The following is a 22,534-nucleotide window of genomic DNA, read 5'->3' on the forward strand; positions in this document are numbered from 1 at the left end:
GTGCGCGGTGGGCCCGTCGTGTGGGCTCTCGGGCTCGAGCCTGGCACGATGTCAACCGTGCAGCCGAGTCCCGTCGCCGACATGCCCGTTCCTTCGCCGCGTCGTTTCGTGCCCGCGCGGCGCGTAGCGGCCGTTGCCGTCCTGCTGGCACTGCTCGTGCCCGCGCTGGCCGGGTGCCTGCGGGTGCAGGTGTCGATGGGGGTGTCGTCGAACGACCGGGTGTCGGGGCGGATCGTCGCCGCGGTGGTGCCGACGGGGCCCGAGGACAAGGGGCCGCAGCTGAAGGCGCCGGAGCAGCTGGCGGCGAAGGTGCGGGTGGAGAACTACAACCAGGACGGGTACATCGGCACCCAGGTGTTCTTCGACGATCTGTCCTTCGGCGAGGTCGGCCAGCTCGGTGGGCTGTCGGATCAGACGCAGGGCATGTTCACGCTCGAATTCCAGCGCAATGGCGATCTGGTGAGTCTCACCGGACGGGTTGATCTGGAATCGCTGCCGCCGCAGGGTTCGGACGTGCAGTTCTCCGTAGCGTTCCCGGCCCGCGTCGCCAAGACCAACGGCACCCGCGAGACCACCGACAGCGAGAACACCGTGTCGTGGAAGCTGCCCGCGGGCGAGGTGTCGACCCTGCGTGCCGAGGTGAAGTACGCCGACCCCAACACCCGTTCGTTCGCGGGCTGGGCGGGCATCGTCGGCGGCATCACCCTCGCGGTGGCCGCGCTGATCGCGGGACTGGCGTTCCGTGATCGCAACCCCGGCCCGCCGAACGCGCCGCGCGGCGGCTTCTCCCCCTCGGAGATGTGGCGCGAGATCTCCAGTCGCAGACTGGGCCGCTGATATGAGCGCGGCGGCCCGCTACCTGACCTGGGCGGGCACCGGTCTGGCCGCGCTCGGCGCGAGCATCGCCGTCTACAACCTGGTCACCTTGCGTACGCTGCCGCGCGGAGTCGCGGGCGTGATCGAACCGGTCACGGTGTGTGTTCCCGCCCGCGATGAAGCTGCGCGCCTGCCCGCGCTGATCGCCGACCTTCGCGCCCAAACCGGCGTCCCCCGCATGAACGTGCTGATCCTCGACGACGCCTCCACCGACGGCACCTACGAAGCCGCACTGGCCGCGATCGCCGGCGACGAGCGCTTCACCGTGCTGCGCTCCGCCGCGCACCCCGCCCCCGGCTGGACCGGCAAGGCCGCCGCGTGCGCGCGCCTGGCCGCCCGCACCGACGCGGCCGCCGTGGTCTTCGTCGACGCCGATGTTCGCCTCGCGCCCTACGCCGTGGCCGCGGCGGTAGCCGAATTACGCAGGCGTGGAGCGGGTTTGGTCTCGGCCTGGCCGGTGCAGGAAGCAGGTTCGACCACCGAGCACCTCGTCCAGCCACTGCTCGCCTGGTCGTGGGCCTCGACCCTGCCGGTCGGCCCCGCCAATCACAGCCTGCGCCCGTCCACCGCCGTCGCGTGCGGACAGTTCCTCGCCGTCGACGCCGCGGCCTACCGCGCGGGTGGCGGTCACGCGGCCGTCGCGGCCAGCGCCACCGAAGATCTCGACCTGGCGCGCGCCGTGCGCCGAGCGGGCCACCGCACCGCCTTGGTGACCGCGGGCCCGGCCGCGAGAACCCGAATGTATACCGGCACAGCCGAACTCACCGACGGCTACACGCGTTGGCTGTGGTCGGCCTACGGCGGCCGTCTCGACACCGGCGCCGCCATCGGAATCCTTGCCGCCCTTGCCTATTGGATCCCTCCGCTGGCCGCCCTGTTCGGCCGGGGCCGCACCCGCCGTGCAGGCCTTCTCGGTTACCTGGCCGCCGTCACGAGCCGACTCACCGCCCGCGCCACCGAAACCCGCCGGGCACCTACCTGCACAGACCTCGCCTCAGCACTGGCCCACCCGGTAGGGATAGCCCACTACCTCACCCTGTGGACCCGCTCCCACCACCGCCACCGCACCGGCCGATTGCGCTGGAAACAGCGACCTTTGGTGACACCCGACGACACCATCGCCCGCCGCGCCTGACCAGCAGCACTCCCCGTCGACGCCGCGGCGATCCCCGTCGACCGTGGCAGTCGTCCCCGACCAGCGCGGCCACACCCCACCGGCGTCCTCGTATTCGATGACACCGGCTGGAAGTTGTATTTCGAACATTCAGCTGTCTCCTGTGACTATTAGTCCTGCGGACCGAATTCGACCCGCCTCGCCCGTCCTGACTTCGCGGTTCGAGTTCGGGTTGCCGATGGCGAGTGGTTGCGCGGTGACCGGAATCCTGCGCGCAGTCAAACGCGACCAGCGTGCCGTTCGATATAGGCTTTGGCCCGCGCGATCTCGGTCTCGATATTGCCGGGAAGGTTGCGGCACAGGATTGGATCGACCAGCCAACGGAGCGCCGGAATGAGCTCTGCCGTCATTGTTCTGGTCACCAGGGTGCCGTTTTCGACGGGTTCACAGACGAAGCTCGCAGTGAACTTCATCAATCCGTGCCAAAGTCGGCTGTCCGGCAACGGCGCGAGTCCCACATCCACGCGCTTACCGGGGGTGAGCCGTCCCTGCGCGATCATTTTCGGCGCAGGACCGGGAAGTCCCGGCATCTCCGGGCGGAACTTGAATTCAACGAGATTTCCCTCGCGGCGAACCCAGTCGAATCGGCCGATTTTGTCATCGACCTCGGCGTATCGTTCCACGTCCATCGCGAATTCGAGAAAGTCCTCTGGATGGCATGGCATTGTCTGCTGCGCCCGCGCTTCTACCACTTCGCTGACTCCTTCAACTCCGTTGTCGCACCAACAATTTCGAGTCCGTCGTGGACAAGTTTCGCGTTCCTCGGCAGCGCGAGGAAGCCAAAGGACAGCAGGAGCATGATGCCCGCGCCATACCAGAGCGTGTAGCGGAAGGTATTGGCGAAGTTGATCGCCTTGGCGTGATCACCGGCCTCGGTGAGCACGCGGGTCACGGAGGGATCGGCCGCTGCGGCTTCCCGGCAGCTTTCCGGTTCTTCGGTGGGATCGACCTGTGCCGATCGATCGCGGACGCAGGCTCGGAATCCGGCGGCTATCTCGGTCTGCACCGGGCCGGGCAGACCTGTTGCCGCGAGTTCGGTCTGCACTCGTGCCGCCACCTCATCGGCACCCCGCGCGGAATCGTGATCCAGTTGGGTGAAGAAGACGATCCCGACGAGCGCGACACCGAGCGCGACTCCGAGTTGCTGTCCGGTGTTGAGCAATCCGGAGGCTGCTCCGGCGGCGCGGGTGGGTACCTGGCCGAGCACCAGGTCGATGGTCGGCGCGACCACGAATCCGAATCCGATGCCGATCAAGACCAGCGGAATCATCATCTGCCACGTCGTCGTCGCCTCGCCATAGTGCTGAACCAGAGCGCCATAGCCGACGAATCCGGCACCGGTGACGAGTCCACCGGTGACCAGGACACGTCTACCGAACCGGGGTGCCAACACACTGGCCGAAGTACCCGCACCGACCCCGGTAGCGACCGCGAAGAACAGCGAGGTGAGCCCCGCGTGCAGGGGCGACCAGCCCAGCCCCGCCTGCATGAGGAGCGTCCATACCAGGAAGAACCCGCCGAAACAGATCCAGAACAACAGCCAGCTGATAAGACCGAGCGTGAATGGACGCGACTGGAAGAGGCTGAGGTCGATCAGCGGCGACCCATCGATGCGTCGGCGTCTCCGTTCGTAGCTGATCAGCAGCACCAGCGCCACCGCCGATGCCGCCATCATGGCGAAAGTCCATGCAGGCCAGCCGAGGCGGCGCCCCTCGGTGAGCGGATAGGTCAGCAGCAGGATGGCCGCGGTGACCAGCGCGACGCCGACCAGGTCCAGGCGCGGTGCGGACACCGATCGGGACTCCTTCATCCACCGCCAGGCGGCGATCAGCGTGATGATGCCGATCGGGATATTGACCAGGAAGATCGGCCGCCAGCTGAGGCCGAACAGATCCCATTCCACCAGCAGAGCGCCCAATGCCAGACCGACCGCCGTCGCCGACCCACACACAGCGCTGTACACCGCGATCGCCTTGGCACGTTCCCGTTCGGGGAATGATTCGCGAAGAATCGCGAGAATCTGCGGCACCATCAGACCCGCCGCCAGTCCCTGGAGGAACCGGGAAGCAATCAACATGGTCGGGCCGGAGCTCAGTCCACACGCCGCCGACGCCACCGTGAAAAACACCATTCCGACCATGAAGATTCGCTTACGGCCGTACAGGTCGCCAAGCCGCCCACCGGTGATCAGGATCGCGGCGAAGGCGAGCACGTAGGCGGCGATGATCCATTCGATCTGGGCGTACTGGGCACCGAGATCTTCCTGAATGGTCGGCACCGCGACGTTGACGATGGTGACATCGAGTAGGTCCATGAAGCCGGCCGCCAGTGTTGTCGCGAAGGCGATCCAGCGTCGTGGGTCGGCCTGTATCGAGTCGATATGCGGCGGAGCAGCCGTTTCTGGTTGACGGTGGGATACCACGATTCTCCCTGTTTCGGTTCGAATGTCGGTCCAACTCAGTGCGTCCGGCGACGCGTGGCCGACAGGGACGTAAACGCGCTACAACGCTCAGCGCCCGGCGGCCGGGGCCGAAACGGGAAAGTTGCTGCGGAACAAGCCTTTCGGATCCACATTGCTCTTGATGGCGCGCAGTCGATGCAGAGTGCCGGGATCGAAGGCGTCGATGGCCGCTTGTGAGGGGTTCAGTAGCGTCAGCGGCGTTCGGCGGCCCCGTGACCGGTCGAGCGCCCCGAGATACTGCTGGATCCGATTCTCGGTCGCCGCACCTGCTTCCGGTGTCGGCTGACCACCGATGAAGCTCGAGTAGTAGGGGGCGGTCACGGCACCTGGTGGACTGTCGGAGGACCGCGCGATCGCCCCGCCGAGGTGGCGAACCTGAATGGCCCCGAGTGGGTTCATGGAGGTGGTCAGCAGCGCTTGCACATCGGCGTCGGTGAGCCCGTTCAGCAACTCAGCGTGCGAGCGGATCGGACTCGGATCGGTGGGTTCGCCGACGATGGAGCCCAGCTCGGCTGGCGCCATGAGTCTGCGGTTGTCGACGATGCGTCCGTCGATGCCGTCGAACGCTCCCAGCAGGGCCTGTCCCGAGGTCGCGTCACCGAGATAGGTGGTGTCGATGCCGACCATCGGCGGGGCGCCGTCCATGCGCAGCAGGCTGAACCAGAGAGTCAGTTCGTCGGGCGCCGTCGCCGTGATCTCCCGAAAGGCCGCCATCACTCGCGGCGCGCGATCGATGGGCCAGAGCATCTTTCCGCCGTAGAGGGCGGACACGGGGTGCAGCGTGAACTCGAGCGTCGTAACGAGGGCGTAGTCACCACCGCCGCCCCGCAGCGCCCAGAACAGATCTGGATCCGACGACGAGGTGACTCGCCGTGCTCGGCCATCGGCGTCGACGATGTCGAAGGCGGTGACACTATCGGATGCCCACCCGAATCGCCTTGCGAACCAACTCAATCCGCCACCAAGGGTGTAACCGGCAACTCCGACCACCGGTGAACTGCCCGCCACGCCGGTCAGCCCGTGCTGACTGGCTGCTGCCTGTACCTGACCCCAGTTGACGCCGACGCCCACGCGTGCGGTTCGGGTGGCGGGATCGATCCGAACTTCGTTCAGCCGAGTGGTGCGCACCAGGATTGTGCCGTCCGCGGCAAACGACGGGTTGTGGCCGTTCGGCTGCACCGTGAGTGCCCGGCGTACCTCTCGCGCATATCGGATGAGCGCAGGCGCGTCGTCTGCGTCGGCGAGTTCGACGACGGCGCGGACAGACTGGTCGACGGCCAGATTCCATGGCGTGCGGGCTTGTTCGAAGCCCGCATCGCCTGGCAGGAGCACGCGACCCCGAACGGCGGCACGTAGCCCGGTGTCGTCGGCGGTTGTAGTCGGCTCGGAGCCGTTCGTCGTACACGCCGCGGCAAGGAGCCCCCCTCCGACAGCTAACAGTCGGCGCCGAGTCAACTCGACACCTTCGATTCTCCCGCCCTGACCAGCATTCATGACGCTCCCCTCGGTATGACCACTTCCGAAACAGTAGACGACCGTTTCGTTTTGACAAATGCGATACAGCACACAGTTGTTTCGTAAACAGACAAGGGTTATGCTCGCCACGTGTTACCACCCGACGATGCCACCAGGCCGAAATCCGGCGGTCGCCCCCGGGATCCCGAGCGCGACGTCGCACTACTGGCTGCCGTCAGTGAGATCCTTCCCGAGGTCGGCTATGACCGGCTGACAATGGATTCCGTCGCGGCACGAGCAGGCGCGAGCCGCGCCACCGTCTACCGACGCTGGAAGGACAAGTCGGAGCTGGTCCGTGACGCGGTCCGGATGCTGGCCTGGACTGAGCCACTGCCCGATACCGGCAGTCTGCGATCCGATCTGCTCGCCGTAGGCGCGATGTATCTCGACCGCGACGGCCCGCGCGATGCGATTCTGTCCGCGATCGCGGCCTCCATCAACCGCGATCCGCAGCTGCGCGAAACCGTGGAGCAGGTCATCGCCGAACCGCGCCGCGCGGCCTATGCCGCCATTGTCGAAAACGCACGCGCTCGCGGGGAGATTGCCGACAGTGCGGACACGGCGCTGATCGCGGATGTGGTGCCCGCGATGATTTTCTACCGGCTACTCGATTCGGGCGAGCCGGTAGACGGCACATACTACGAGCGAATCATCGATGCACTGGTCGTTCCCCTGCTAACGGGGTACTCCGTAGGCAATGCCGAACCGGGCTCGACTGCATCGCAATAAATCTCACAGTGGAATACGCACGACATATCAGGGGCAGCAATGAAAATTGTCGTATTCGGTGCCAGCGGTCCAACCGGTCTCAATGTAGTTCGTCAGGCGGTAGGCAGGGGTCAGCAGGTCACCGCCGCAGTGCGCCGCCCCGACGATTTCCCCATTTCGGATCCTCTGTTGCAAGTCGTGCGTACGGACGCGAGAGACAGCGACTCGGTCGCGGCTACGATAGCCGGGCAAGATGCCGTGATCTCGGTTCTCGGGGGAAATTACACCCTCAAGCCCGTATCGATCTTTACCGAAGGTGTCGGAAACATCGTGCGGGCAATGGCGCTACACAGCGTTCGGCGGCTGGCCTGCGTCAGCTCGGTCTGTGTCGCCGGCACAGCAGCTCCGGGCGAAACTTTCCTTTTCCGAACGGCGCTTCTCCCCGCCATGCTCGCGCTGGGTCGGACTGCGTATGCCGATATGGGACGCATGGAGGTAGCCGTCCGAAACAGTGGGCTCGACTGGACCATCGTCCGCGCCTCCGGACTCTTCGACGGCGCCACGATCACCGACTACACCCTGGCGCCCTCGAGCATTCCAGGCCGGTATACGTCGCGGATGGATCTCGCCGATGCACTATTGGACGCAACCCTCGAGAACAAGTTCGTCGACACCTGCGTCGACGTGATCACTTCCGTGGGGACTCCGCGCCTCACCGACGGCTTCCGTCGAAGCTAGCGCTTACTCGATGTCCAGATCCAGGTCTGCCCAGGGGATTTCGACCTTGACCGGGTCGATTGCGGTGACTGCGATGACTGGGTCCTGGCCGCGTAGGCCGATTCGCTCGGTGACGTATCTGCCGTCAGAGGTGAGACGCAGTTGTTCGATGGAGGAGACCAGTCCGTCGTCGTTGACCATCCGGACGATCCAGTACTGGGCGATGCCGAGCTTTGCGTACTCGGCTCGCTTGTCGACGCAATCGGCGGTGACCGTACCGGGTGAGACGACCTCGACCGTCGTTCCGCAGCCACGACCAGTCGTAGGCTTCGCTCATACCGCTGAGCCTAACGCTGACCGGCGAGCTTCAGGCGACCTCGGTGATGCCGATGGTCGGGAAGAAGAAGCAGGAGCGGCCTGCGTTGTCGGTGGTGCCGAAGACGGCAGCCAGGACGGTGCCGCGGCCGGTGTCGACGGGGACGGCGCGGACGCCGCCGACGGGGATGGCGGCGAAGAGGAAGTCGCGGATGGCGGTTTCGGCGAGGGGGCGCAGTTCGGCGGGGACCTCGGGCGGGACCATGGCGCGCACGATGTCGGCGATCGGGCCCATCGAGGCCATGCCGCCGCGGCCGGTGCTGATATTGAGCCAGGCCACCTGCATGCCGGAGGTCTTCGTGGCGGCGGTGTCGGGGGCGAGGCCGTAGGGCAGGAAGGTGAACAGGGTCTGGCCCGATTTCACGGCCGCGAGGTCGACGCCGGGGATCGGGAGGGTGTTCGCCGGCCACGGACCCGGTACCGCGCCCGCGACGGCGGGAACAAGGCCCGTGCCGTCACCGGTGCAGTTCGCGGCGACCGTGGGGTAGAGGAAGGGTTGGATACCCATGGCCTTCAGCGTCTCGACGACGGTTTGGTAGGCGCCGAGGAGATCGCCCGGGCCCGCGGCAGGCGTGACGTTCGGCGCGTCCCGGGTGACGGCGGGCGTCACCGGCGCGGCCGGTTCGGCGGCGGCCGGTGGCGCGGCCAGCAGTAACGCGGCGGCGCAGGCCGTCAGCGAGGTCAGTGCGGTGGAACGACGCGGCTTGATCACGACGAACTCCTCATCGACGCAGAGAAGGCCGACGCTACCGCGTGCGGTGGGTGAATCCGGACAGGTGAAGTAACCGGCCGTTCGGCGCGTCGCAATCTCGCAGCGAACCCCTGCCGAGGGCCGGTGTCCGCCCACGGGCGACCGACCACGCCGAACCGGGGCAATTATGACTGCGCCCCGGGTCGGTTCCAACCTCTGCGCTCACGTTGATTTCTATCGTTGCGCGCACTCGTGCATGTGCCACATGCTGATTCAGCTCAGGCCGCAGCGCCGGGGCGCAACCATCCAGAGCGACCGAGAGACCTGGCTCGATGACGTCGCAGCAACCCGCCCGCTTTCGGGGTGTGGGTGCTTCTGCCGGGTTCGATGGAGGAGATTTTGTGTTTTCCGAAGGACTCCCATGACCGCGTCCGCCGTATCCGGCGCCGAGACCGCGCCCGCACCGCCCGGCGACGCTCCCCCCGCTGAACCGGCATCCGCCGACACAGCGACCGATCTTCCCAGGATCGCCGGATCGTGGCACCCGTGGCGGTGGGTCGTCGCGGCGGTCGCGCTGGTGGTGGTGGCCCAGTTCGCACACGGTCTGATCACCAATCCGGGCTGGGACTGGGGCACTTTCGCCCAGTACTTCACCGCGAAGTCGGTACTGGCCGCGCTCCGGGTGACCATCGAGCTGACCCTGTGGGGCACCGTCCTCGGTTTCGCGATCGGCACCCTGCTGGCGATCGGGCGGGTGTCGAACAATCCCGTGCTGCGCGTGATCGCCTGGACCTACGTCTGGGCGTTCCGTTCGATCCCGCTGATCGTGCAGTTGCTGTTCTGGTTCAACATCGCCTACCTGTATCCCCGCCTTTCCGTCGGTATTCCGTTCGGACCTGCGTTCTTCGATTTCGAAGTCAACGGTGTCATCAGTGGTTTCACCGCGGCAGTGATCGGCCTGGCTCTGCATCAGGCGGCGTACTCGGCCGAGCTCATCCGGGCGGGCCTGCTCGCCGTCGACGGCGGCCAGCTGGAAGCGGCTGCCGCGCTGGGCATTCCGCGCTGGCGGCAGTTCCGCACCATCGTGTTGCCGCAGGCCATGCGCTCGATCCTGCCGAACGCGGCCAATGAGGTGATCAGCCTGTTCAAGGGCACCTCGATCGTGTCGGTGATGGCGATCGCCGAGCTGTTCTACCAGGTGCAGGTGATCTTCGGCCGCAACGGCCGGGTGGTGCCGCTGCTCATGGTGGCCACGGCCTGGTACATCGTGCTCACCACCGCGCTGTCGATCGTCCAGTTCTACATCGAACGGCATTACGCCAAGGGCGCCCAGCGTGAGCTGCCGCCGACACCGTGGCAGCGGGTCCGCGCCAAGGTCACCGAGATCGCCGCCGCACCCCGAGGAGCCACCCGATGACCGCAGCGGTGCAGGCACGAGGAATTCGCAAGTCCTACAGCGGTACCGAGGTGCTGCGTGGCGTCGACCTGGCGGTGCGCACGGGCGAAGTGGTCGCGCTGATCGGCCCGTCCGGGTCGGGTAAGTCGACGTTGCTTCGGGTGCTCAACCATCTCGAGGCGCAGGACGCGGGCACGGTGCACATCGGCGGTGAGCTGATCGGCTACCGCCAGCGCGGCAACACCCTGCGCCCGCTGCCCGACCACGCGGTGCGCGCCCAGCGCAGCCACATCGGTTTCGTGTTCCAGCAGTTCAACCTGTTCCCGCATCTCACGGTGCTCGACAACATCGTGCTCGCCCCGGTTTCGTCCCAGCGCCGCCCGCGCGCCGAGGTGATCGCCGAGGCGAAACAGCTCTTGGACCGGGTCGGCATGACCGATTTCGCCGACGCCTACCCGCGCCGGCTCTCCGGCGGCCAGCAGCAGCGCGTCGCCATCGCACGGGCGCTGGCCTTGAAGCCGCGCCTGATCCTGTTCGACGAACCCACCTCCGCGCTCGACCCGGAACTGGTCGGCGAGGTGCTCGCGGTGATCCGCGATCTCGCGCACGGCGGTACCGCCCTGGTGATCGTCACCCACGAGATCGGGTTCGCCCGTGAGGTCGCCGACACGGTGGTGTTCCTCGACGAAGGACAGATCGTCGAGCAAGGCGACGCCGCCACTGTCCTCGATCGCCCCGAACATCCACGCACGCAGGCATTCCTGTCGCGCGTGCGCTGAGTATCCCTTCCCACGAACAGGTTTCGACACTGATGAAGCTTTCCACGCTGATCGGCATCATCTCGGCGGCCACGCTGCTGACCACCGGCTGCACCGCCGATCCGGAATCCGCCGAGACCGTCCAGGCGGGTTCGGTCACCTTCGACCTCTCGCCCACCCAGGAGGGCCGGGTGCGGGTGGCGAAGGTCGACGCGATCGCCGCCGAGGTGCCGCAGGCGATTCGCGATCGCGGCACCCTCCTGGTGACCGGATCGGGCAGTTCCGCGCCCCCGCTGCGGTTCTATGCCACCGACGACAAGACCGTCGTCGGATCCGAAATCGACTTCGCCAGTCTGGTGGCCGACAAACTCGGCCTGAAGCTGGTCGCACAGGTGGCGGATTGGTCGCAGAACTTCGTGCGCGTCGATTCCGGTGAGGTGGACGCGTTCATCTCCAATGTCACCGTCACCGAGGAGCGCAAGGAGAAGTACGACTTCGCGACCTACCGCAAGGACAATGTCGCGCTCGAGGTGCCCGAGGACAGCCCGCTCGTCTTCACCGACCGAAAGAGCCTGGTGGGCAAGCGAATCGGCGTGGGCGCGGGCACCAACCAGGAACAGCTGCTGGTGAAGTGGAACGAACAGAACGTCGCCGAAGGGCTGGCGCCGATCGACATCGCCTACTACCAGCAGGTCACCGACTACTACCTCGCGCTCGCCTCGAAACGTCTCGACGGCTACATCGGCCCGAACCCCACCGGCGTCTACCACTCGACGACGACCGGCGAGACCAAGCTCATCGCCACCTTCTCCGGCGCCGGTGAGGCACTGCAGGGCGAGATCGCGGTGCTCACCAAGAAGAACAGCGGCCTCAATGCCGCCGTGCACAAGGCGCTGGTCGATGCCATCGCGGACGGCAGTTACCAGAAGGTCCTCGATCGCTGGGGCCTGGATTCGGAGAAGGTCACCGAGTCGCGGATCAACCCACCCGGTCTGCCGAAGAAGCCTGCCGCATGAGGTCATTCGAGAAGCTAGGAGTCCGCTCATGAAGTTCCTGCTGATGACGCTGATCACCCGGGTACCCGATCCGGTCACCGGCGTGGTTCCCACGACCCGCGATCGCCTGCACGAGGTGATCGAACAGGCCAGGCGCGCCGAGGAATTCGGCTATGACGGGTTCGCTGTCGGTGAGCGCCACGAGGATCCGTTCCTCTCGGCCGCTCCCCCGGTGGTGCTGAGCCATATCGCGGCCCTCACCTCGCGGATCAGCCTGTTCACCGCGGTCACCACCTTGAGCCTGCTCGATCCGGTGCGCGCGTTCGAGGACTATTCCACCCTGGACAACCTGTCCGAGGGCAGGCTCGAACTGATCATCGGCAAGGGCAACGGCGCGGCACAGGCGCAGCTCTATCACGTCACCACCGATGACCAGTGGGAGCGCAATCGTGAAGGGTACGAACTGTTTCGGGCGCTGTGGGACAGCGAGGAAGTGACGTGGTCGGGGCAGTTCCGCCCCTCGCTCGCCGCCGCCAAGGCATTGCCCCGACCGCTACAGCCCCGGTTGCGGATCTGGCATGGCAGCGCGACGAGCAAGGAGTCGGTGGAACTGGCCGCGCGCCACGGTGATCCGGTGTTCTCGGCGAACGTCACCAACCCGATCGAGCCGTACGCCGAGCTGATCCGGCACTACCGCGAGCGGTGGGCGCACTACGGTCACGACCCGGCCGATGCGCTGGTCGGGGCGGGGACCGCGGGCTTCCACGTCGCGCGGACCTCGCAAGAGGCCGTCGAGGTGTTTCGCCCGCTCTACGAGGCGCGCACCTCATTGCAGCGCAAGGTCGGCAATCCGGTCGTGTTCGAGACCGTCGAAGACTTCATCGCCCGCTCGTCGGCGCTGGTCGGCAGCCCGGAGCAGGTGATCGACAAGGTCGGCCGCTATCACGAGCAGTTCGGGCACGAGGTCATCCACCTGTCCGCCGAACGTGACGGCCGCACCGAATCCGACTACCTGGGCAGCCTCGAGCTGTTCCAGGCCGAGGTGGCGCCCGAGCTGCGCCGCCGCATTCCGAGTCGTCCCCTGGCCGCCGGCCGTCAATTCTCTGGAGTTACCTCGTGATCCGACATCGTCTTGCTGCTCTCGCGGGTGTACTCGCCGCCGCCACCACAGTTGTCGCGTGCGCCGGTGACACCGGGGGCTCCGGTGGTCAGGCCGGTCCGCCGCAGCCAGGCGGCACGTTGCGCTACGGGCTGTCCGGGGCGCCGACCTGCTCGGATCCGGCGCAGTCGGGCACCAACCAGACCATCTATGTGGCCCGCCAGATCGTCGACTCGCTGACCGATCAGGACCCGAAGACCGGTGCGATCACCCCGTGGCTGGCCAAGAGCTGGGAGGTCAGTCCCGACGCCAAGGTGTTCACCTTCAAGCTGGCCGATGGCGTCACCTTCAGCGACGGCACCGCGCTCACGGCAGACTCGGTGCGCGATACCTTCGACGCGGTCGTCAAGCTCGGTGCCGCCAAGGCGCAGCTGGGAGCCAGCTACCTGACCGGCTACGTCGGAACGACTGCGGTCGACAAGCTCACCGCCCGTGTCGAATTCAGTGCGCCGAACGCCCAGTTCCTGCAAGCGTCCTCGACCGCGCAGCTCGGCATCCTGGCGCAGTCCACCAATGCCAAACCGGCCGAGGCCAGATGCGCGGGTGACAACATCGGCAGCGGGCCGTTCACCTACGCCTCCTACAAGCAGGACACCTCGGTGACGCTGGACAAGCGCGCCGGATACAACTGGGGCTCGGCCGTTTTCGGCCATCAGGGCGAGGCGTACCTGGATCGGATCGAGTTCACCGTCGTCCCCGAATCGGGTGTGCGCACCGGCAGCCTGGCCTCCGGCCAGCTGGATGCCGTCAGCGACGCGCTGCCCCAGGACGCTCCACAGATCGAGGCCGTCGGCGGGCGGATCCTGTCGACATCGAATCCCGGCACCCCGTTCGGCTTGACCCTCAACGTGACTCGCGGCCCACTGCGTGATCCCGCGGTCCGGCAGGCACTGCTGCCCGCGATCGATCGCAAGCAGCTCGTCGAGACCGTGCTCGGTCCCCAGTTCAAGCCGGCGACCTCGAGCCTGGCGTCGGCGACCCCGGCATATCTGGATCAGTCGGCCAGGCTCGCCTACGACCCGGCCAAGGCGAAGTCGATTCTCGAGCAGGCGGGTTGGCTGCCGGGCCCGGACGGCATCCGGGCCAAAGGCGGTGAGCGACTGAGCTTCGCGGTGACCTTCAGCCAGGTGTTCGCGGGCAATCAGGCGATTCTGGAACTGGCGCAGCAGCAACTGCGCCAGGTCGGTGTGGAGCTGAAACTCGATCTCGTGTCCACCCCGGAGGCCATCGCCCGGCAGAACGCGAAGGACATCGACGCCGGTTACGGCAATTCCACCCGCGCCGACGGCGATATCCTGCGCACGTCCTTCGGCCTCGCCGGTCGCAACATCAACGCACGTGGCCCGATTCCCGAGCTCGATCAGACCCTGGACAGTCAGCTCGCCACCAACGATCCGGCGGCCCGGGTGAAGCTGCTCGAAGCCGCGCAACGGCAGGTGCTCGACAACGGGCTCTACATCCCCACGATCGAGCTGTCCCAAGCGATCGGTGCGGCCGCGCACACCCAGGACCTGAAGTTCGAGGCCTCGGCGCGACTGCAGTTCTTCGACACCTGGTTGAGCGGGCACTGAGATGAGCGGGCTGGTCCGTCAGCGGGGGCAGGTGGTGGTAGGCGACCTACCGCGGTACCTGGGTTCGCGGGTGCTGCAAGCGATCTGGGTGCTGTGGGCGGCGTTCACGATCTCGTTCGTCGTGCTGTACCTGCTGCCCGCGGATCCGGTGTCGATGGCGGCCGACACCGCCGGTGCCGGTACGCCTGTCGACCAGGCGGCGATCGCCGAACTGCAGGCTCGCTACGGGTTGGACAAGCCGCTGTGGGAGCAGTATGTGACCGCGCTCGGGAATGCCCTCACCGGCGATCTCGGCCGCTCCATCAACACCGGTCAACCCGTCACCGAAGCCCTCGGTGACGCGCTACCACCCACGCTCGGACTGGCCGCTCTCGCACTGCTTTTCGCCGTGATCGGTGGCACGGCGCTCGCCTTCGCCGCGACCTACACGCGTCGACCGTGGCTGCGCAATACCCTGAGTGCACTTCCGCCACTGGGTGTTTCGGTACCGACGTTCTGGACCGGTCTACTCCTGTTGCAGCTGTTCTCTTTTCGGCTGCACTGGTTCCCCGCCTTCGGCGGAACCGGGTTGCGCGGGACCCTGCTGCCCGCGCTGACCCTGGCCTTGCCGATCGGGGCGGTGCTCGCCCAGGTTCTCGCGGCCGGGCTGGAACAGACTTGGCGTCAGCCTTTCACCGAAGTGGCACTGGCCAAGGGCGCATCCCGGTGGTGGGTGCAGCGCCGCCACATCGCCCGCCTGGCGAGCGTGCCCGCCTTCACGATCGCCGGTGTGCTGGTGGGCACCATGCTCGCGGGGTCGGTGGTGGTGGAGTCGGTGTTCGCCCGTGCGGGCGTGGGCCGACTCACCCAGACCTCCGTGCTCAATCAGGACATCCCCGTCGTCCAGGGCGTGGTGCTGCTCTCTGCCCTGATCTTCGTGGCCGTGAATCTGGCGGTCGACCTGCTGTACCCGCTGCTCGACCCACGCATCACCGGCACGCGGCGCAGTCGTCCGGTCGCCGGTACTCCCGCCGAAGCCGTGGCCGTCGCCGGAAAGCCCCGCGACCCGGACCAGACGGGCTCCGACACCGACACCGAAAGGAGTGAACGTGGTTGACATCCTCGTGCGCCGCTCAGTATTGACCGAACGGCCTGAAGCGGCAGGCGGTCACGCCGTTCCGCGTGTGCACCGAGCCTCCCGAACTGCCCGGTGGGCCCGCGCGCACCTCGGTCTGGTGGTGGCGGGTGTAGTGCTGGCCGTCGCGGTCGGCTGGGCCGTGGCGCCGTCGCTCTTCGCGTCCGGTCATCCGCTGACCGGGGTACCCGCGGAGAAGTTCCAGGCACCCAGCGCGGCACACTGGTTCGGCACCGACAATCTCGGGCGCGACCTGTACACGCGGATGGTGCACGGTGCGGGGCTCTCGCTCACCGCCACGCTGACCGCGGTCGGGATCGCGTTGGTGGTCGGGTCGGCACTCGGGCTGCTGTCCGGCGCTTCGGGCGGCATTGTCGACTCCGCGATCATGCGGGTCGTCGATGTGCTGCTGTCCATTCCGTCACTGTTGCTCGCGCTGGCGCTGGTCACCGCGCTCGGCTTCGGCACCCGCAATGTGGCTGTCGCCGTGGGTGTCTCGTTGATCGCGAACTTCGCCAGGGTGATGCGCTCGGAGGTGCTGCGGGTGCGGCACGCGCCCTATGTCGAGGCGGCGCACGCGTCCGGCGTGCGCTGGTACGCGGTGCTCGTCCGGCACGTACTCCCCAATGCGTTCCAGCCCGTCCTGGCCTTGGCCGCGGTCGAATTCGGCATGGCCGTGCTGGCGGTGTCCTCGCTCAGCTTCCTCGGCTACGGCACCAAACCGCCTACCCCCGAATGGGGTTCGCTGATCTCGGAGGGCCGCAACTTCCTCGCTTCCGCCTGGTGGCTGACCACACTGCCGGGCCTCGTCATCGTCGCCGTGGTGCTGTCGGCCCAGCGTCTGGGCCGCTTCGCGGGAAGGACCGAAACACGATGAGCGACCAGACGGAAGGTCCGACACAGGCGGACCGGCCCTTGCTCCAGGTGCAAGATCTGCGGATCGCGTATCGAACCGGCGCGGGATCTGTTGCCGCGCTGCGTGGCGTGTCGATCGAGGTGGCACGCGGAGAGGTAGTCGCACTCGTCGGTGAGTCGGGGTCGGGGAAGTCGACCTTGGCGCACGCGGTGATCGGGTTGCTCGGGGATTCGGCGCGGATCGTGTCGGGCACGGTCGAATTCGCCGGTGAGCGGGTCGATCCGGACGACGAGAAGGCGCTGCGGCGGTTGCGGGGTGCGCGGGTGGGGTTCGTGCCGCAGGATCCTGGCCTTTCGCTCAATCCGGTGCTGCGGGTGGGTGATCAGGTGGCGGAGGCGCTGCTGGTGCACCGGCTGGCCGATCGGCGGGGAGCGGCACTGCGGGCCCTGGATCTGCTCGAGGAAGTCGGGCTGGATCAGCCGGAACTGCGGGCACGGCAGTATCCGCACGAGCTGTCCGGCGGGCAGCGGCAGCGGGTGCTGATCGCGATCGCGCTGGCATGCGGTCCGGAGTTGATCATCGCGGACGAGCCGACGAGTGCGCTCGATGCGACGGTTGCCCGGCAGGTACTCGATCGGCTGGCCGAGCGGATCGCGGCGCGCGGCACAGCGGTGCTGCTGATCACCCATGACCTGGCCGTGGCCGCCGAACGGGCGGATCGGCTGGTCGTGCTAGAACAGGGCCGGGTTGTCGAATCCGGGTCCACCGCAAAGGTATTGACCAGTCCGTCACAGCCCTATACCCAGCGGCTGCTGGCCGCGTCTCCGGCGTTGTCGCCCACCGAGTTCCGGCCCCGTCGTCCCAGAGCGGAAACACCTCTGCTGTCGGTTCGTGCGCTGCACAGGCGATTCCATGCGGGAGCGGGAAGCATCACCGCCGTCGATGATGTCGAGTTCAGTCTCGATCGTGGCGAAACGCTTGCTCTGGTCGGTGAATCCGGTTCGGGCAAGTCGACGACGGCCCGGATCGCACTGCGGCTCACCGAGGCGGACAGCGGAACAGTCACCTTCGACGGTCACAACCTCACCAGTGTCCGCCGAAATCGGCTGCGCGCCCTGCGCAAACGGTTCCAGGTGGTGTACCAGAACCCGTACTCATCGCTGGATCCGCGCTGGGAAGTCGCCGACATCATCGCCGAACCCTTGCGCGCCTATGGCGTCGGCGATCGCACGAAACGGGTCGCCGAGCTCCTCGAACAAGTCGCGCTACCAGCCGATTTCACCAAGCGCAGACCCGCCGAGCTGTCGGGTGGACAGCGACAACGGGTGGCGATCGCCCGCGCGCTGGCCCTGCGCCCCGACCTGCTCGTTCTCGACGAACCGGTCTCCGCGCTCGACGCCTCGGTGCAGGCGCAGATCCTCGACCTGCTCGACACCCTGCAGACCGAACTCGCCCTCGGCTACCTGTTCATCTCCCACGACCTGGCCGTGGTGCGCCGGATCAGCGACCGCGTCGCGGTGATGCGCCACGGTCGCATCGTCGAAACCGGCGCTACCGCAACCCTGTTCACCGATCCGCAGCACCCCTACACCAGGGAGCTACTCGCGGCGATCCCCGCCCCGGGAACCCGGATCGATCCCCTCGACGGAAAGGACCTCACCCGATGAGCAAGACCGGACTGTTCCTCGGCATCGAAACGGTCGGCACCGGAACGCATCCCGCGTCCTGGCGGCGCGCCGATTCCGGCGCCGAAGACCTGTTCACCGCCGGCTACTGGACGGCCGTGATAGCGACCGCCGAGACGCTCGGGTTCGACGCCGTGTTCCTGCCCGACTCGTTCGGCATCCAGGCCGGTGGCACCGCCGTGACCCGAGGCAGGCTCGACGCCGTCGCGATCGCCGCCCGCACCGCCCCGCTGACCAGCCGGATCGGCCTGATCCCCCAGGTACCGGTCACCCACACCGAACCGTTCCACGCGTCCAAGGCCGTGACCGCGCTCGACTTCGCGAGCCTGGGCCGCGCGGGCTGGGAGGTGACGGTGTCGACGGCCGAAGTCGAGGCGAAGGCCTTCGGCCGCAAGGATGTTCAGGATCGCGAGTCGCTGTGGCACGAGGCCGACGAAGCGGTCGAGGTGGTGACCCGGCTGTGGGACAGCTGGGAGGACGACGCCGAGATCCGTGACGTGCCCACCGGCCGGTTCATCGACCGCGACCGCCTGCACTACATCGACTTCACCGGCGACAACTTCTCGGTCAGGGGCCCATCGATCACCCCGCGCTCGCCCCAGGGCCAACCGATCGTGACCGTCCGCGCCGACGACCCCGAGTCGGCCGAGGTCGCGGTCCGCCGCGCCGACATCATCCGCATCACCGCCACCGATCTCCCCACGGCCACCGAACGCCGCACCGTGTTGCGCGCCGCCATCGCTGCCACGGGCCGCGACCCCGACACTGTGCAGATCCTGCTGGATCTCCCTGTGCACCTGACCGATTCGGCAGTCGACGCGCACTCCGAGGTAGCAGAACTCGACGGTTGGGCCGCGCAGCCGCACCTCGATACCGATCGGCTCCACCATGTCGGCACGGCCGCCGGACTCGATGACGTGCTCGCGGAGATCACTCGGTCGGGCATCGACGGAGTTGTCCTGCGACCGATTGCCCTGCGCGCCACGCTGACCGCTCTCACCGCCCACCGCGCCGAGGCCGAACCGGGGCAGCTCGTCGACGCCGGCGAAATCACCGAGGCGAGTCCGGCGCCTACCCTCCGCGACCGGCTCGGTCTCCCCCGCCCACTCAACCGATACGCCACGACAGGAGCAGCGCTGTGACCTCGAAACCACGCAAGCAAGTCCACCTCGCCGCGCATTTCCCCGGCGTCAACAACACCACCGTCTGGGCCGACCCGGCGTCGAGATCGCAGGTCGAGTTCGCGTCCTTCGAGCATCTGGCGCGCACCGCCGAACGCGGCCTGTTCGACTTCTTCTTCCTGGCCGAGGGGTTGCGGCTGCGCGAGCACCGCGGGCGGATCCACGACCTGGATGTGGTGGGCAGGCCCGACACGTTCACCGTGCTCAACGCGGTGGCGGCGGTGACCGAGCGGCTGGGGCTGGCGGGCACCATCAACAGCACCTACAACGAACCGTTCGAGGTGGCCAAGCAGTTCGCCTCGCTCGATCACCTCTCCGGCGGCCGGGCCGCGTGGAACGTGGTCACCTCCTCGGACGCGTTCACCGGCGAGAACTTCCGGCGCGGCGGCTACCTCGAACACAGCGAGCGGTATCGGCGCGCGGAACAGGTGGTCGCCGCGACCAGGACGCTGTGGGACAGCTGGCCCACCGACTCGCTGGTGATCGATCGGGAGCGTGGGATCTTCGCCCGTGAGGTACCCGAAACCGCTTTCCGCAGTTCACAGTTCGACTTCACGGCGCCGTTCGTCGTCCCGCCGAGCCCGCAGGGCCATCCGGTGTTGTTGCAGGCGGGCGATTCCGACGAGGGCCGCGAGTTCGGCGCCAAGACCGCCGATGCGATCTTCACCGGACACGGCACCCTCGAGGCGGGCCAGAAGTTCTACGCCGACGTCAAGGGCAGGCTGGCGAAATACGGTCGCGCACACGGCGATCTACTGGTGCTGCCCGCGGCCACGTTCGTCCTCGGTGACACCACCGACGAGGCACACGAGCGCGCCCGTAGCATCCGCTACCAGCAGGTGAGCCCGCAGACCGCGATCGCCTTCCTCGAACAGGTCTGGGGCCGTGACCTTTCCGGCTACGACCCGGACGGCCCGCTGCCCGATACCGAGCCCGACGCCGCCGCCGAGATCACGCGCGGCCGGGTCAGGCACACGAAAGATCCACTGGCCGTGGCGAAAGCGTGGCGCGCGCATGCCGAGGCGGACAACCTCAGCATCCGCGAGCTGATCATCGAGGTCACCGCCCGCCAGCAGTTCATCGGCACGCCCACCGAGGTCGCCGAGCAGATCGACCACTACGTGCAGTCCGATGCCGCCGACGGTTTCATCCTCGTCCCCCACCTGACACCCGCCGGGCTCGACGAGTTCGTCGACACCGTGGTCCCCGAACTACAGGAACGCGGCAGCTTCCGCACCGAGTACACCGGCACCACCCTGCGCGACCACCTCGGTCTGCGCCACCCCCACCAGCACACCATCGCCGAAGGAGCACGCGCGTCATGACGATCACCGTCGAGAACCACACCCCCACCACGACATTCGCCGACGACTGGTCACGCTGGCATCACGCCCGCGAGGACGGCCTGCGCGATCCCCTCGGCTGGCTCAGCCTGGCCGGGCTGCACTGGCTCACCGACAGCCCGCAGCGCCTGAACGGCGTCCCCGGCACCTGGTGGGTCACTGACGAGAAGGTGTTCATCACCGCGCAGCCCGCCGACCGGCTCGATGTCGACGGCGAGCGGATCGGAGGCGTCCAGATCGTGACGCCCGTGGAGGGCGCGCCGGGAGTCAGCGTGCTCAACGAGGAGAAGGTCCTCGAAGTGATCCGCCGCTCCGGGCAGTACGCGGTGCGCGTGCACGATCCGGCCGCGCCGACGCTGACCACGTTCACCGGGGTCGCGGCCTACCCCGCCGACCCACGCTGGGTCGTGACCGGGCGTTTCACCGCGTTCGGACAGGCACGCACCGTCACCACGGGCGCCGTGGTGGACGGGCTCGAGCACCACCACAGCGCCGCGGGAATCATCGAGTTCCGGATCGGTGACAGCCACGAAGCGCTACTCGCCTTCGGCACCCCCGACGACCTGAAGGTGCTGTTCACCGACGCCACCAGCGGCGTCACCACCTACCCGGCCGCCCGATCGCTCGCCATCGGCGCGGTCGAGGCCGACGGCACCGTGACCCTCGATTTCAACCGGGCCGTGAACCTGCCGTGCGCGTTCACCGATTTCGCCACCTGCCCGGTGGCACCACGCGAGAACCGGCTCCGCGTGGCGATCGAAGCGGGAGAACAGGATCCGAAGCTATGAGCGTTCCGCTGTCGATCCTCGATCTTTCCCCCATCAGCGAAGGGTCAAGTGCCGCACAGGCATTGCGCAACACCGTCGATCTCGCCCGGCAGGCCGAGCAGTGGGGATATCGCCGATATTGGCTGGCCGAACACCATTTCGTCTCGGTGGCGAGTTCGTCGTCGCTGACCCTGCTCGGACTGGTCGCCGCGGCCACCTCGCGCATCCGGGTGGGGACCGGCGCGGTGCAGGTTGGCCACCACACGTCAGCCTCGATCGTGGAGGCGTTCGGCACCGTCGACGCGCTGTACCCGGGACGACTCGACCTGGGCCTCGGCCGGTCAGGGCACCGTGTCAGCCAGTTCGGGGCCGCGGCGGCGACCACCAAGGGCGGTCATCCGGTCCTGGACACCGTCACCGGGCGCACCGAGGTGCGTGACGGCGTGGTCGTGCCGCCGCCCTTCGATCCACGCCGGGTCACCGATCGCACGAGATTCCTCGCCTCGGCCGAGGCGCTGCAACAACCCGGAGCGGAGTCGCTGGACTTCGCCGAACAACTGGCCGAGATCCAAGCACTACTCGACGGCAGATACTTCACACCCAACGGTGTCGAGCTGCACGCCGTTCCGGGTGAGGGCATCGATGCCGAGCTGTGGTTGTTCGGCAGTTCGGCGGGCGAAAGTGCCGAGCTCGCAGGCAAATCGGGACTGCCGTTCGCCGCGGCCTACCATGTCGCGCCGGGCACCGCGCTGGACGCTGTCGCGGCGTATCGGGCGGCGTTCCGGCCGTCGGAACTACTGGCCGAACCGCACGTCATCGTGTCGGCCGACGTCGTGGTCGCCCCCGATGACGACACCGCCCGCCACCGCGCGAGCACCTACGGACACTGGGTCCACAGCATCCGCAGCGGCGGTGCGGCCGAATACCTCGACCCCACAACGGCTTCCCCGCTCACCGCCGACCAACTCCGCCTCGTCGACGACCGCCTTGCCTCCCAGATCGTCGGCTCACCCACCACCGCCGTCGAGCGCCTCGACGCACTCCAAAAAGTCACCGGCGCAGACGAACTCCTGATCACCACCATCACCCACAACCACGCCGACCGGCTCGAATCCCATCGGCTACTGGCCGACGCGTGGGGACAGCGAGCGGCCCGCGCCGCCTGACCGCCAACCATGAGGGCGCCCCGAAA

20 protein-coding genes, 1 pseudogene and 1 riboswitch are annotated in these 22,534 nt (G+C 67.5%); of the genes and pseudogenes, 16 read left to right on the top strand and 5 right to left on the bottom strand.

The annotated features are described in order from the left end of the window. Positions 1-81 precede the first annotated feature (81 nt). Both ACFWPX_RS16490 and ACFWPX_RS16495 read left to right on the top strand, forming a co-directional pair. Positions 82-837, top strand: a complete 756-nt coding sequence (locus tag ACFWPX_RS16490; protein WP_378922656.1) for an LppM family (lipo)protein — start codon at positions 82-84, stop codon at positions 835-837. A 1-nt stretch (position 838) separates the two neighbouring features. Next, positions 839-2,011: a glycosyltransferase gene (locus ACFWPX_RS16495; protein WP_378928079.1), complete on the top strand. Its 1,173-nt coding sequence runs from the start codon at positions 839-841 to the stop codon at positions 2,009-2,011. Between the two features lie 257 nt (positions 2,012-2,268). On the opposite strand, the gene ACFWPX_RS16500 is transcribed toward ACFWPX_RS16495, so the two are convergent. The 3 genes from ACFWPX_RS16500 to ACFWPX_RS16510 form a co-directional block, all read right to left on the bottom strand. After that, positions 2,269-2,742: an SRPBCC family protein gene (locus tag ACFWPX_RS16500; RefSeq protein WP_378928080.1), complete on the bottom strand. Its 474-nt coding sequence runs from the start codon at positions 2,740-2,742 to the stop codon at positions 2,269-2,271. Then, positions 2,736-4,472, bottom strand: a complete 1,737-nt coding sequence (locus tag ACFWPX_RS16505) for an MFS transporter (protein ID WP_378928081.1) — start codon at positions 4,470-4,472, stop codon at positions 2,736-2,738. The genes ACFWPX_RS16500 and ACFWPX_RS16505 overlap by 7 nt, the downstream gene beginning before the upstream one ends. 87 nt (positions 4,473-4,559) lie before the next feature. Further along, on the bottom strand, positions 4,560-6,116 hold the full coding sequence (locus ACFWPX_RS16510) for an FAD-binding oxidoreductase (RefSeq protein ID WP_378928082.1): 1,557 nt from the start codon (positions 6,114-6,116) through the stop codon (positions 4,560-4,562). On the opposite strand from ACFWPX_RS16510, the gene ACFWPX_RS16515 reads away from it, so the two are divergent. Both ACFWPX_RS16515 and ACFWPX_RS16520 read left to right on the top strand, forming a co-directional pair. Beyond that, the gene (locus ACFWPX_RS16515; RefSeq protein ID WP_378928083.1) at positions 6,117-6,755 is read left to right on the top strand and encodes a TetR/AcrR family transcriptional regulator; all 639 of its coding nucleotides are present in this window, start codon (positions 6,117-6,119) and stop codon (positions 6,753-6,755) included. It abuts the gene before it with no gap. Positions 6,756-6,794: 39 nt separating this feature from the next. Next, on the top strand, positions 6,795-7,472 hold the full coding sequence (locus ACFWPX_RS16520) for an NAD(P)-dependent oxidoreductase (RefSeq protein ID WP_378928084.1): 678 nt from the start codon (positions 6,795-6,797) through the stop codon (positions 7,470-7,472). 3 nt (positions 7,473-7,475) lie between these two features. On the opposite strand, the pseudogene ACFWPX_RS16525 reads toward ACFWPX_RS16520, so the two are convergent. Both ACFWPX_RS16525 and ACFWPX_RS16530 read right to left on the bottom strand, forming a co-directional pair. Continuing rightward, a pseudogene (locus ACFWPX_RS16525) lies at positions 7,476-7,736 on the bottom strand (hypothetical protein); the annotation flags it as partial. A gap of 82 nt (positions 7,737-7,818) precedes the next feature. After that, positions 7,819-8,538, bottom strand: a complete 720-nt coding sequence (locus ACFWPX_RS16530; RefSeq protein WP_378928085.1) for a hypothetical protein — start codon at positions 8,536-8,538, stop codon at positions 7,819-7,821. Between the two features lie 278 nt (positions 8,539-8,816). Then, positions 8,817-8,911: riboswitch (SAM riboswitch) on the top strand. Positions 8,912-8,938: 27 nt separating this feature from the next. Here ACFWPX_RS16530 and ACFWPX_RS16535 point away from each other — a divergent pair. From ACFWPX_RS16535 to ACFWPX_RS16590, 12 genes are read left to right on the top strand one after another with little or no spacing between them, the layout of a single operon-like run. Beyond that, complete coding sequence (locus tag ACFWPX_RS16535; RefSeq protein WP_378928086.1) at positions 8,939-9,934, top strand: amino acid ABC transporter permease; 996 nt, start codon at positions 8,939-8,941, stop codon at positions 9,932-9,934. Next, positions 9,931-10,692, top strand: coding sequence for an amino acid ABC transporter ATP-binding protein (locus ACFWPX_RS16540; protein ID WP_378928087.1), 762 nt, complete (start codon positions 9,931-9,933; stop codon positions 10,690-10,692). The genes ACFWPX_RS16535 and ACFWPX_RS16540 overlap by 4 nt, the downstream gene beginning before the upstream one ends. A gap of 32 nt (positions 10,693-10,724) precedes the next feature. Further along, on the top strand, positions 10,725-11,687 hold the full coding sequence (locus ACFWPX_RS16545; protein ID WP_378928088.1) for an ABC transporter substrate-binding protein: 963 nt from the start codon (positions 10,725-10,727) through the stop codon (positions 11,685-11,687). 28 nt (positions 11,688-11,715) lie between these two features. Beyond that, positions 11,716-12,786, top strand: a complete 1,071-nt coding sequence (locus ACFWPX_RS16550; protein ID WP_378928089.1) for an LLM class flavin-dependent oxidoreductase — start codon at positions 11,716-11,718, stop codon at positions 12,784-12,786. Beyond that, complete coding sequence (locus ACFWPX_RS16555) at positions 12,783-14,396, top strand: ABC transporter substrate-binding protein (RefSeq protein WP_378928090.1); 1,614 nt, start codon at positions 12,783-12,785, stop codon at positions 14,394-14,396. Before ACFWPX_RS16550 ends, ACFWPX_RS16555 begins: the two co-directional genes overlap by 4 nt. Before the next feature lies 1 nt (position 14,397). Further along, positions 14,398-15,492 (top strand): ABC transporter permease, encoded by a 1,095-nt coding sequence (locus ACFWPX_RS16560; RefSeq protein WP_378928091.1) that lies wholly within the window; start codon positions 14,398-14,400, stop codon positions 15,490-15,492. After that, on the top strand, positions 15,485-16,387 hold the full coding sequence (locus tag ACFWPX_RS16565) for an ABC transporter permease (RefSeq protein ID WP_378928092.1): 903 nt from the start codon (positions 15,485-15,487) through the stop codon (positions 16,385-16,387). Before ACFWPX_RS16560 ends, ACFWPX_RS16565 begins: the two co-directional genes overlap by 8 nt. Then, a complete protein-coding gene (locus ACFWPX_RS16570; protein WP_378928093.1) occupies positions 16,384-18,033 on the top strand; it encodes a dipeptide ABC transporter ATP-binding protein in 1,650 nt (549 codons plus the stop codon). The genes ACFWPX_RS16565 and ACFWPX_RS16570 overlap by 4 nt, the downstream gene beginning before the upstream one ends. Next, on the top strand, positions 18,030-19,193 hold the full coding sequence (locus tag ACFWPX_RS16575; protein WP_378928094.1) for an LLM class flavin-dependent oxidoreductase: 1,164 nt from the start codon (positions 18,030-18,032) through the stop codon (positions 19,191-19,193). The genes ACFWPX_RS16570 and ACFWPX_RS16575 overlap by 4 nt, the downstream gene beginning before the upstream one ends. Continuing rightward, positions 19,190-20,557 (top strand): NtaA/DmoA family FMN-dependent monooxygenase, encoded by a 1,368-nt coding sequence (locus tag ACFWPX_RS16580; RefSeq protein WP_378928095.1) that lies wholly within the window; start codon positions 19,190-19,192, stop codon positions 20,555-20,557. The genes ACFWPX_RS16575 and ACFWPX_RS16580 overlap by 4 nt, the downstream gene beginning before the upstream one ends. Then, positions 20,554-21,363: a DUF1684 domain-containing protein gene (locus tag ACFWPX_RS16585; protein WP_378928096.1), complete on the top strand. Its 810-nt coding sequence runs from the start codon at positions 20,554-20,556 to the stop codon at positions 21,361-21,363. The genes ACFWPX_RS16580 and ACFWPX_RS16585 overlap by 4 nt, the downstream gene beginning before the upstream one ends. After that, positions 21,360-22,508 (top strand): LLM class flavin-dependent oxidoreductase, encoded by a 1,149-nt coding sequence (locus ACFWPX_RS16590; RefSeq protein ID WP_378928097.1) that lies wholly within the window; start codon positions 21,360-21,362, stop codon positions 22,506-22,508. The genes ACFWPX_RS16585 and ACFWPX_RS16590 overlap by 4 nt, the downstream gene beginning before the upstream one ends. Positions 22,509-22,534 lie beyond the last annotated feature (26 nt).

It is taken from the genome of Nocardia sp. NPDC058518, assembly GCF_042719655.1.
Lineage (GTDB): Bacteria > Actinomycetota > Actinomycetes > Mycobacteriales > Mycobacteriaceae > Nocardia.